The organism is Sphingomonas sp., assembly GCF_019242355.1.
GTDB lineage: Bacteria > Pseudomonadota > Alphaproteobacteria > Sphingomonadales > Sphingomonadaceae > Sphingomicrobium.
This window is the reverse complement of the sequence record NZ_JAFAVR010000064.1, coordinates 1-11,313: the sequence shown is the minus strand read 5'-3', so window position 1 is coordinate 11,313 and position 11,313 is coordinate 1. Positions and strand designations below refer to the sequence as shown.

Below are 11,313 nucleotides of genomic sequence, written 5' to 3'. Positions count from 1 at the left end.
TCGTGCCATGCTTGGCATAGACCGCGCCATCGATCGCCGCGGTGAAGACGACGGTGCCACGCTCCTGCAGGCGGACAAAGGCATCGCGCCAGGCCAGCGCCTCGGGGCCGAAATTGGCGCCGGTGATCGTCACCAGCCGCCCGCCGTTGATGAGGCGCGCCAGCGCTGACGCGACATGACGATAGACGGTGTCGGCCATGTGGCGGTCGACATTCGCCATTGCGGAGAATGGCGGGTTCATCAGCACGACGCTCGGCGTGATCGCAGCGTCGAGATGATCGTCGATCTGCGCCGCATCGAAGCGACTGACGGTGACGCCGGGAAAGAGGTGGTCGAGGAGCGCGGCGCGCGTGTCGGCCAACTCGTTCAGCGCGAGCGCGCCGCCGGCGACCTCAGCCAGGATGGCGAGGAGCCCTGTGCCGGCCGAAGGCTCCAGCACGCAATCGTCCGACGTAATGGCGGCTGCGGTGCAGGCCGCGAGGCCGAGCGTAACCGGCGTCGAGAATTGTTGGAGCGCTTGACTCTCCTCGGAACGCCGTGTGTGGGTGGGCAGACGGCCGGCGATCTTCGTCAGCGCGGCAAGCCGTGAAGCCGGAGAGTCGGCTTTGCGGAAAAGCGGCTTGCCGTATTTGCGCAGGAACAGGACGGTCGCGGCCTCGCAAGCGTCATAGGCCTGCTTCCAGTCCCATGCGCCGGCGGCATCGGAAGCGCCGAAGGCTGTCTCCATTGCGAACCGCAGGACACCGGCATCGATGCGCCGTCCGCGTTCGAAATCGGGAAGGAGGAGTCGCGCGGCCTGGAGGATGCCGGCAGATGCGGATGTGGGCGATGGCGCAGCCGCACAGGCGGCCGCGTCGTGGGAAACAGTCGTCATGAAGGGAACCTCGGGAGAGCGAGTGCGGGCCGAGCCGACGGGTGCTCTCTCTCGATCCCGATCGGCTCAAGCCCCTCCCGGCCGGCCTCTCGCTCTCTTGTTGATGATGGCGATGCTTCAAAACGAAAGCACCCGACGCGATGGCCGGGCGCTGTGGGCGATAATCAGAGATATGAGCGGGACGGCAAATGCCGCCCCGCTCGTGGTCATTATTCCGCGGCGATCACGGCAGGCTCGTCCACGTCTTCTTCGCTAGCGCCTTCCTCGTCGTCCGAGAGGAAGGCGGGCAGAGCCTCGTCACCCTCCGCGACATCGCCATCGAGTGCCTCCGCGCCGTCGGCATCCGATGTGCGCAGCGGCTCGGGGAGCCAGCCGGTGCCCTCCAGCAGGCGCTCGGCCTCCTTCGCCATGTCGGTCTTCTTCAGGTGGTCGATGAGCTGCGCGGACCGTTCGCCCTTCGCCTCGCGCACCGCCTCGAGGATGCGAGGCTTGGTGACGCGGCCGAGATAGTTGTCGACGGTCGGCCGCCAGCCGGCTTCCACCATGTCGAGCCCGACCGCGCGCGCGAGACGATCGGCCTGGACGAGACGGCGCTGGACACCGTGAACCGAGACGCCTGGGCCGCCGTAGCGGTCGCCCTTCTCATAGAGCGCATTGACACCGAAGGAGACGCAATGGGCCAGCAGCGCGGCGCGGCTGGCGTCGTCGAGAGCAGCGAGCCAGTCCCAGAGGGCAGCCTCGTCTTTCGGCAGGTCGGCCTTCCACGCCTCGTGCCGTTCCGCGACCGCTTTCGCGGGCACGCTGTCCTTCAAGTCAGCCGGCTGGATTGAGAAGAACACGTGCCGCACGGAGGCTTCGAGACAAGGCCCCGCCGCGCTGTGCTGGAAAGTGTCCAGGCAGAATTTGTGCAGCAACGCTGTCATCGCGACATGCGGGTTGTTCGCTACCGCATCCCGCAGCGCCAGCGTGCGATAGGCGGTGAGTTCGCTCATGAGCCGGTCCGGCAGCGGCTTGATGGTGTCCTCCTCGTCGTCCTCGGCCTCGGGCTGGCCCCCGATCGTGATGACGGCACGCTGGACGGTGGGCGCGGCGGGCTCGCCACCTTCGCTCGCTTTGCCGTCGCTGCCGGCTTCACCGTCCGTATTTGTACTGGCGAGCGCCTCATCTTCCGGGCGGACATAGCCGCGATCGACCGAGAGACTGCCATCCGAATCGATGCTGACGAAGACGCCAGCGCGAGCGATCTCGGTGGGACCGTAGCGCACCGGCCGATCGTCGAAGGCGGCGAGCGCCGTCTCGATTTCGCCGAGACGAGCATCGACGTCGTCGGGAAGCTCGTCGGCGTTTTCGTACTCCGCCTCGAGCTTGGCGTACTCGGTCTTCAACGCCTCGAGCGTCGCCTGTTCCTCGGCCGTGAGGTCCGTCGGCGTCCCTTCGATCTCGCGTAGATGATGCGTGTGGCCGAACGGGAAATCGACATTCACTTCGATCCACCTCCATCCTTCGGCGGCGATCTTCTCCGCTTCGGCCTTCAGCTTCTCGGCGACCAGCGCATCGAGCAGCCCGACGTTCTCCAGCCATCCGCCGTCGTCCTGCTGAAAGAGATCGCGCAGGACGATGCCGCCAGCCTGCTCATAGGCATCGATGCCGACGAACAGGGCGCGCCTGTCCGACGCGCGCACGGTGCGCTCGGTCAACATGCGGCGGATCTGATAGGGCTCTTGGCTGTACGAGCGCTGCAGTGATTCCCAGACCTGCTCCTGACGCGCGTGATCGTTCGTCACCGTGAACGCCATGAGCTGTTCAAGCGACAGGCCGTCTTCGGCGTAGATGTCGAGCAGCTTCTCGGACACCGTCGCGAGACGCAGCCGCTGCTTCACGACGTTCACGCCGACGAAGAAGGCGGCAGCGATTTCTTCCTCGGATTGACCCTTCTGGCGCAATGCTTGGAACGCGCGGAACTGGTCGAGGGGATGGAGCGGCGCGCGGTGAACGTTCTCGGCCAACGAGTCTTCTTCGGCTGAGATGTCGACGCTGGCGTCGCGCACGACGCAGGGCACCGGCGCGGTCTTGGCGAGGCGCTTCTGTTTGACGAGAAGCTGGAGTGCGCGATAGCGCCGGCCACCGGCCGGAACCTCGAACATGCCGGTCTCGACACCTTCGGCGTCGAGGACCGGCCGGACATTGAGGCTTTGTAGGAGCGTGCGCCGAGCGATGTCCTCGGCAAGCTCCTCGATCGAAACGCCGGCCTTCACGCGCCGGACGTTCGACTGAGACAGAACGAGCTTGTTGAAGGGGATGTCGCGCGACGACGACAGGGTGATCTTCTGAACGGCAGTAGCCATCGGGATTGGCTCCGCGACGGGCGCCGAAAGACTCTCTCTCAGCTTCCAACCCGTCACGAAGACCGGCGCAGCCCTCTCACTCTGAAGCGCCGGCTATCCAGCGAACCCGAGATGCGCATTCGCACAAATCCGGCTTTGCGTGACGGCCTACTCACCGTCGCGACTGAGGCCGCATCATGCCGCCTCCTGCTCATTCGCAGTGGAGGCCTGTGCGTCACCCTCAGGAAGAAAACCGAGAAGGAAGTCGGCGGCCTTGCTCGCCTGCGATGCGGCGCGAACGATGGCCCGGTTGTCCTCGCGCAGCATCTCGAGCCAGGAGCCGATGTAATCGGCGTGGCGCACGGTGGGCACGATGCCGAGTGAGGCGCAACAGAACGCGGCGTTCATCTCGGCGACGAGTTCTTCGAACGCGTACTTCTTGGAGCCGAAGGAACCCGATAGATCGCGATTGAGCCGGTGCGGAGCGCCGCTGGCGTGGCCGAGCTCATGGAGCGCGGTACGGTGCCAGTTGATCGGCTCGAAATAGGCTTGCGGCGGTGGGACCTGCACATAGTCTTGCGCGGGCATGTAGAAGGCCCGGCTGCCGCCGATGCGGAAATCGATGCCAGTGGCTTTGATCAACGCTTCCACCCGAGGCTCGATAAGGCCCGGGTCGGGCGGCGGCGCGGCGACCACGAGATTCTCCGGCAAGCCTTCGCATTGCGCGAGGTTGAAGACGGTGAAGCGCTTGAGGAACGGGATCGCTTGGGCTTCCTCGCCGGTCTCTTGGGCGCGCTTCTTCTCGTCATCGGGAATGAAGCGGTCGGCATAGACGACGGTGGTGCCGTGCTCGCCCTTGCGGACATTGCCGCCGAGACCGAGGGCTTGGCGAAAGGTCAGCCAGGCCTGGACCGGGAAGCCGTGCTCGATCACGGAACCCCAGAGGATCAGCACGTTGATCCCGGAATAGAACCGGCCGGTGCTGGCGTTCTTCGGCATGGCGAGCGGCGCCTTCGCCGCCGCCGTCCCCCAAGGCTGCACCCAGGGCACGCGGCCGGCTTCCAGCTCGGCAAGGATCTTGGCGGTGATTTCATCATAGAGGCTCGTCCGGCTGGCGCCGGACCGAGCGCGAGCGGCATCTCTAGGCATCGCGGATCTCCGCGACGGGCGCCGGGAGCCTCTCTCCCAGTCCTCAACCCGTCACGGAAAACAACCCGTCCGCACTCTCCCTCTCGGGGCGTTGCGGGGTATCCCCGCAGAAGGGGTCGGCCGAGACCACAGGCTCGGCCGCAGGGGAAGGCTTTCCCCAAACCAATTTGAGACGGTATCAATTATCGTAGCCTGGCTACGATTCGGGCCTCTTATCCAAGCTTGCTGCTGTTTTGAATAATCGCTATTATCGTAGTATGGCTACGACCCAAAGAGACAAGCTAAATAAGCTTTACACCCACCTGGCGCCTGGGACCCCGCTCACGTCCGAGGACCTCACCGGCCTCGGAATATCGGCCGACTTGGCCGTCCACTATGTCCGGGCGGGCTGGCTCGAGCGGCTGGCGCGCGGTGTCTATTGCCGTCCCAACGATCCGCCTGCCTTGCACCCGAGTATTGCGATATTGCAACGACAATTCGAGGGGCTGCATGTCGGTGGCAAATCGGCGCTCGATTGGCACGGCATCCGCCAATACGTGGCCCCACGCCCCGTCCTTCATCTTTACGGCTGGAAGGCCGGGCGCCTCCCTGACTGGTTCACTCACCGCTTTCCGGCCGAATACCATCGTAAGCGGCTCTTCGATGAGCGCCCCAAGGCGCTTCTGCACGTCCGGCCGTTCGAGGATCGCAGAGGCGGACCGCTGATCTCGGCGCCCGAACGCGCATTGCTCGAGGTGCTGAGCGAGGTGGGCGTGCGGCAGCCGCTGCAGGAAGCGCGCGAATTGGTCGAGAGCAGCTACAGCCTGCGCGCCAACGTGCTGCGCGATCTGCTCAAGCGATGCGTCAGCGTGAAGACGGTGCGCCTCTGCCTGCAGCTCGGTCGCGAACTCTCGCAGCCCTGGTTTGGCAAGCTCGATCAATCGCAGTTGCCCAAGGGCAGCAACCGGCCCTGGGTGTCGCGCTCGGCCGACGGGCTCCTGGTGTTGAAACCGTGAACCAAGTCTATCTCGACAGCGCACGGCTGCTGACGCGCGTGGCGCCGCTCGTGCTCGTCGACGACACGTTCGCGCTGAAGGGTGGCACCGCGATCAATCTCTTTGTGCGCGACATGCCGCGGCTCTCGGTCGATCTCGATCTGGTGTTTCCCGACCACACGGTGCCGCGCGCGGAGGCACTCAAGCGCATCAACGAAGCCATCCGGCGATCCGTCGCCCGCCTGAAGAAGCAGGGCTTTCAGACCCACGCGCCTGCTTCGGCGGATGCCGGTGAGACCAAGCTGCTGGTGCGCCAGGGCGTCACCCAGGTGAAGATCGAGGTCAACTTCGTCATGCGCGGAACGGTCAATCCGGTGCGCATGGCGTCGCTGACGCAGAGTGCACGCGACACGCTGCAGGCGGATCTCGAAATCCCGGTCGTCTCGCTCGAAGACGTGTATGGCGGCAAGCTGGTAGCGGCGATGGACCGGCAACATCCCCGCGACTTGTTCGACGTCATGCAGCTCTTCGCGTACGAAGGGATCACATCCGATATTCGCCGCGCTTTCGTCGTCTATCTCGGGAGTCATAACCGGCCGGTGCATGAGGTGCTGTATCCGACGCTCCGGGATGTCCGCCAGGAGTTCGAGAGCAATTTCGTCGGCATGACGGTCCAACCCGTAGAACTTGACGCGCTGCTTGCCGCGCGCGAGCGGATGATGCACGAGCTCCAACAGGGGCTGACGAAAGATGAGCGGCGGTTCCTGTTGTCGCTGGTCACGGCCGAACCCGAATGGGCAGTGCTCGGCGTGCCCCATCTTGAACAGCTCCCGGGGCTGCGATGGAAACTTCAGAACCTCGAACGGCTGCGGAAGGCCGACCCCCGGAAGTTCGCCGAACAAAAAGACACGCTGACTCGGCTATTCGGATGAACACCAGGATGGTCGGAGAGAGCGATATGGACGTCACCGCGGATTGGTACTGGGAGGGCAATGTCGTCGAAGCAATCGCCCGTTTCCTCACACAGGACGGCTGGGCGATTGTCGGCAGGGCCGACACGCATTCCAAGGAGCGCGGCGTCGATATTCAGGCAACGAGACACGGCCGGACGCTCCTTCTTGAAGCAAAGGGCTATCCGTCGAAAAATTATCGTGACCCACGACGCGCCGCGGAGGTCAAGCCAACCAATCCGACGAACCAGGCGCAGCAATGGTACTCGCATGCGCTGCTTAAGGTGATGCGGTTGCAAACAAAGCATCCGGAGGCCGTGGTTGCGCTCGGTCTTCCGGACTTTCCGCGCTATCGGGCGCTCTTTGAAGAGACGCGCGGCGGTCTGGCCAGGCTTGGCGTGGCGCTACTCACGGTGCGTGCGGACGGAACAGTCACGACCTGGGGGGCTCAGTGGTCGAGATAGAGGGTCATAAGTAGGTCGATGAGGCATCGCCTCGCCCATAGCGCAAACCTATCGATCTGCTTATTCGACAAGCGCCTTAAACACTGCGTCGGCAGCGTCTTTGTAGAACTCGATGCTAATCTTTGTCCAAAGCTCGTCAGGCAGATCGTTGAGCTGACGGCGGGCCGAAACCGGCATGAGAATTGTCTGCGCTTGTTTTTCGATCGCTAGCTCCGCGAGCTGTACTGCATTCGGCACCAGTTCGATCGATCCGCCGAGGCTTGCCGATCCAACGAGAATGGTTCCGCCTCGAGTGTTACGCCCCAGAACTGAGCCGCACAGTGCGGTGAGCACTGCCACGCCCAGCCCAGCTCCGGACTTGTCGGTATCGATCGCACGCAACTGGAGTGTGAATTCTTGCGCTCTAGGATCGCGGTCTCCCACAAGGCTGCGCGCCTGTGCGAACAAGATTTGCTCACCCACCTTGACGCTTTCTCGGAATGCGGGTGGGGATGGCTGATTTAGAATGCGTATGCCCGAGCCTGGCTGATGCGACACCTCGATACGGTAGAGGCCAGCTCCACCGTCCTTTGACCCGGGAGAGATCGCCCAGATTTGTCCCGGTGGGAGCGGATCGCTCTCAATCGCCTGGTCAGACTGGAGTTCCGGCGTGGCCACGAATGTCTCGACGCCATCCGCGCCGAGCGTGTAGCTAAAGTGCGTGTTGCGAAACTCACTCTTGAACACACGTCGTTGCTGTTCTTTGACACGACGTCTGGCTTCTAGCGCTAATCGTACGATCCATTCCAAGTCGCTGTCGGGAATGTGGCTGGACGGCGCAGGGTATAGAAGCTTTGCTAATCCGCTTACGGTTTTGCGAATGGCCTCAATGTCACGGCCCGATAACGCGCCTCCAAAATGGACGCGTCCGTCCAATGCGCCGGCGCGTGAACCTGCTCGTAACCGCGTGAAGCACTCCGACAAAAAATCGGAAACGAGCCCGAAGTGGTCGGTCAGATGACGACGCGGATCTAGCTTCGGGAAATCCCAACCTGGCGCATAGGCATGGAGCCGGTCCATGAATGCTGTATCGTCCCGCATGTCCGGCGGAAGCGGCCCGAGGAGGTGCCCGACGCGCTGTGCCTGATCGAGATCCATATCGAGATTGCCGACGAGCACAATCCCACCTTCGGCCCTGATTGAATCTTTGCCGCGCGAGAATTCGCCCGACGCCATGTACCCCTTCATGATGTTCACGCCATCCTTGGAATCAAAGGAGACGCCGGCGATCTCGTCGAAGCAGACCACGTCGTACTGACAAACGAGGCCGCGCTGCCCGTTCGCCATGTTGACAAACATGCGCGCGACTGTCGCTTTGCCGCCGGAGATCAGATGGGCATAGGGCGAGATTTGCTGGAACAGGTGGCTCTTGCCTGTGCCGCGCGGGCCAAGTTCGACGAGGTTGAAATTGCGTTCGACAAACGGGACGATCCGCAGCAGGGCGACGCGCCTCGCGCGTTCGTTGAATTCGCTAGGTTCAAAGCCGATCGAGCGCAGCAGGAAGTCAATCCAGTCGTTAGTTGTTTCGAACTTCGCACGCCCTTCATACAAAGTGTCAAGCACATCGGCGCGTGACATCTGAATTGGCCGAAGCGTATCAATCCCGAATGGTCGGCCGTTCTTCTCCTGCGCGATGACGCTATCGTATGTGAGCGTCACCTCGGCATAAAAGCCGTCGATCAGGATGCGATCGTTCTCTTCGACAATCCTATCGGGAATGCGCACGTCCCGGAGTGCGAGACTGGGAAGTTCTGCAACATAGCAGGCGTTCTTAGCGTCAAGACGCGCACGAACTGTATCGATGATACGGACTGAACCTTTCCGGTACGCTTCGTTCTTAAAGACCTCCTCTTGTCCGGTTCGTACGCAGCGATCCTTAAGTTGCTTATCGACAATCTCTAACCCCTCTTTGATTTCCGCTTCGTCCGTGGAGGCGCAATAGCGGCCCAGCAAGAACTCAACGACATAAGCCGGAACGGGATAGGCTCTCGCATAGCGGCGAACCAAGTCTTTACGGACAATGAAACCCTCAAAGGCGCTTGCGCCCAGGTGGTCGAGCCGGTCGAGTTCCAAAGTCATCCGCGTTCTCCAACACGGGTGGCACGCGCGTCAACAACGCTTCCGTGCCGGTCGATAAGCACGACGAGGACTGGATCGCTTTCTTCAACCTCGTCCGACACGGTCAAGCGTGCGCGCGTCCCTTCAACAGCCGAGGCGACGTCCACGCGGGAGGCGGGATCGCGCTCCTTGCGACGCACTTCCACAGACACGTCCGCCAGTTCACCGCTCATCTCGACGGTCAGGCGCAGACGGCGCCAAGTGATCGCGCTGATGCGCGGGCTCTCGCCTTTCGCGCTCGACTCACCGCCTACGGTTATGTCCGGAATGACACATTCCTGCGGTGAGAGACCGCCATGACTGTAGACCTGACCAGCGCGAAACGCTTCGGCGCCCGGCGGCACGGCGATGCGTACCGATTTATCCCAATGCCACGGGATGAAGGCGAGCTCGGCCGCCGCGTCTTCCTGGAGGATTGCCGCTCGATGACCCTTCGCGATCAGGGCAGAAGTTGGCAAACGGATTGATTCGAAGCCGCCCGGTATCATGAGCCAGCCGTGATCGGTGACGATTCGGACGCGTGACCAACCTGCACCCTTCAGATCCTGAACGTATTGGCAAATCCGGGTGATCTCAGTCTGGAGGTGCGCAGCAAGGCGCAATCCCATGTTGTGCCCATCGCTATCGATATTCCCGCATTCGGCGTACCCGATCGAAATGAGCTTCTCGGGTGGCGATGTGGTCCCACTGTCGATCACCTGAATACCGCGCGCGAGCATTGCCTTCCGTAGGACATCCAAAGTGGCAGGTCGTCCTGATGACACTTCGAGCGGAAGGAACGCGTCCACCTTCCCTCTGCCCGCAATGCTGTCGCCAACAGGTGTCACCAATGCTTTGGCGGTTGCAGTAAGCGTCGGTATTGCCGCAAGCCTCCAAGCGAGGGACGCTTGCGTACCTGAGTTGCCGAGGTGTTGAGTGACCGACTGGCCGACATCCATCCTGAGTCCGTCGACGAACAGGACAAGCGTCCCCGGTTCGATCGCGAGCGGCGCCGGACGTGCCGCGTCGCCAGCCGTCTCATATACAGCCCTGAAGCGTCGGGTGAGCGTATCGACCCACGGCCGATACAATGTTCCAGCTGCGCGCGCGACCACATCCTCACGTGTTCCGGCGGCTGCGATCGTTTCAATCAGCGCAGCATCAACTCGCCAACCGTCCTCTGTGTAGGAGCTAGCGAGGGCGGAGAGATCATCGCCCGGCAGGCCTCGTTCGGTGGCTGCCGCCAACCGCGTCAACGGTTCGAGCGCAGTGGCGAGCGGGGCTTCTCCGAGCCGTGCCCATAGCGAGGCACGACGCGAACGATGCTGTTCTTCGAGTACGATCACCTTCTCAGCCGCTTCGCGGCTCGACAAGTTCGCCAGCTCGCTCAGATCCTGCGCCAGGACCTTCTCCGCGACGAAATTGTCGTGAGGGTTGTGCACCGGATCGCCTTCTCCCAGACCAGGGAGGAGATCGCCCTGCTTCTGCTGGGTTTCTGCACGAATGCGCTCGCATACCGAGCGGAATTGCTGCGGCGAGTCTGCCACTCTATCCCACACCTTGCGCCACGGACCGCTTCGGCGCGCCAGACGCTCGATGGCCGTTTGCAGAGCGCCCTTCTGGTCGAGATCGACGCTGTAGTCGCGCTTGATTTGATCTCGAAACGCGCTCCACGCTGCATCCGCCATTCCGGCGCGTGCCGCATCCGGGTCGCCGATCCAGCGAAGGAGGTCGCGCTCCTTGTCATCGACGAGGAGCCCATCAAAATCCTCTGCGCCGAGATTGCGGTCGCGCCAGCCCTCGAGTGGCAGGTCAAGCAACGCTGGAAGTGCGCGACGTGCGGCCTCGTCGGTGCGGGAATCCGTCGCCACTTTGAGGCCGAGGCCCTGGTCCGGGTCGCGCAGGAAGGTCGCGACCGTCCAGTCGCGGGCCTGCCGCCGCTGGCGAAAGACGTCGCCGCGGTATTGCATCTCGACCAGAGTCTGCAGCCCCTTTGCCAGGGTGAGTGGCTCGCGCAGAGCACGCCAAGTCACGTTGGGCAGTAGAATGACCGCTAGAAAGCCGATAGGAACCGCGCCTTTCAAGCCGGGCGCGTTAGGTCCTTCAACCAGACAACGGAGCCAGATCGAGGGGCCGATGCCCTCTTCAGGCGAGTACTCGCCACAGGCATAAAGAGCGATTCGCTGGGCAGCGAGCCGTCGTCGCAACTCCGCGAAGGCGGCAAACCATTGGCGTTCAGGGTCTGGCCACAGTAGCGCTGCCGGCCAATCCTTGCCGGCCTCAAAAGTCTGAGCGGCGTCGATGAGCGAGCGCGCAAGCCCATGAACAATCGTGCCGTCGCTCATGCGACGCCCTTCAAAATGTCGGTCTTGGCGTCGCGCGCGCGCTGCTTACAGGCCTTCGTATAATGAAAGTCGTTGTAGCGGCGCCCCTTGAAACTCG

Annotated in this window: 7 protein-coding genes and 1 pseudogene; 3 read left to right on the top strand and 5 right to left on the bottom strand. The window is 62.9% G+C overall.

The window, feature by feature from the left end:
• The 3 genes and pseudogenes from JOZ79_RS02705 to JOZ79_RS02695 all read right to left on the bottom strand — a co-directional run.
• Positions 1–874, bottom strand: a pseudogene (locus tag JOZ79_RS02705) (methylase); the annotation flags it as partial.
• Positions 875–1,083: 209 nt separating this feature from the next.
• On the bottom strand, positions 1,084–3,219 hold the full coding sequence (locus JOZ79_RS02700) for a ParB/RepB/Spo0J family partition protein (protein ID WP_294070200.1): 2,136 nt from the start codon (positions 3,217–3,219) through the stop codon (positions 1,084–1,086).
• 174 nt (positions 3,220–3,393) lie between these two features.
• Positions 3,394–4,347, bottom strand: coding sequence for a zincin-like metallopeptidase domain-containing protein (locus tag JOZ79_RS02695; RefSeq protein WP_294070198.1), 954 nt, complete (start codon positions 4,345–4,347; stop codon positions 3,394–3,396).
• 257 nt (positions 4,348–4,604) lie between these two features.
• On the opposite strand from JOZ79_RS02695, the gene JOZ79_RS02690 reads away from it, so the two are divergent.
• The 3 genes from JOZ79_RS02690 to JOZ79_RS02680 are packed head-to-tail and all read left to right on the top strand — an operon-like array spanning position 4,605 to position 6,735.
• Positions 4,605–5,342: a type IV toxin-antitoxin system AbiEi family antitoxin domain-containing protein gene (locus tag JOZ79_RS02690; RefSeq protein ID WP_294070196.1), complete on the top strand. Its 738-nt coding sequence runs from the start codon at positions 4,605–4,607 to the stop codon at positions 5,340–5,342.
• Positions 5,339–6,253 carry a nucleotidyl transferase AbiEii/AbiGii toxin family protein gene (locus tag JOZ79_RS02685; protein ID WP_294070202.1) on the top strand — a complete coding sequence of 305 codons (915 nt, stop codon included), beginning with the start codon at positions 5,339–5,341 and terminating at the stop codon, positions 6,251–6,253. Before JOZ79_RS02690 ends, JOZ79_RS02685 begins: the two co-directional genes overlap by 4 nt.
• Positions 6,254–6,279: 26 nt before the next feature.
• Positions 6,280–6,735: a hypothetical protein gene (locus tag JOZ79_RS02680; protein ID WP_294070193.1), complete on the top strand. Its 456-nt coding sequence runs from the start codon at positions 6,280–6,282 to the stop codon at positions 6,733–6,735.
• 60 nt (positions 6,736–6,795) lie between these two features.
• On the opposite strand, the gene brxL is transcribed toward JOZ79_RS02680, so the two are convergent.
• Together brxL and pglZ are read right to left on the bottom strand one after the other, a co-directional pair.
• Positions 6,796–8,853 (bottom strand): BREX system Lon protease-like protein BrxL, encoded by a 2,058-nt coding sequence (gene brxL, locus JOZ79_RS02675; protein WP_294070190.1) that lies wholly within the window; start codon positions 8,851–8,853, stop codon positions 6,796–6,798.
• Positions 8,850–11,216 carry a BREX-1 system phosphatase PglZ type B gene (gene pglZ / locus JOZ79_RS02670; RefSeq protein WP_294070188.1) on the bottom strand — a complete coding sequence of 789 codons (2,367 nt, stop codon included), beginning with the start codon at positions 11,214–11,216 and terminating at the stop codon, positions 8,850–8,852. The genes brxL and pglZ overlap by 4 nt, the downstream gene beginning before the upstream one ends.
• Positions 11,217–11,313 lie beyond the last annotated feature (97 nt).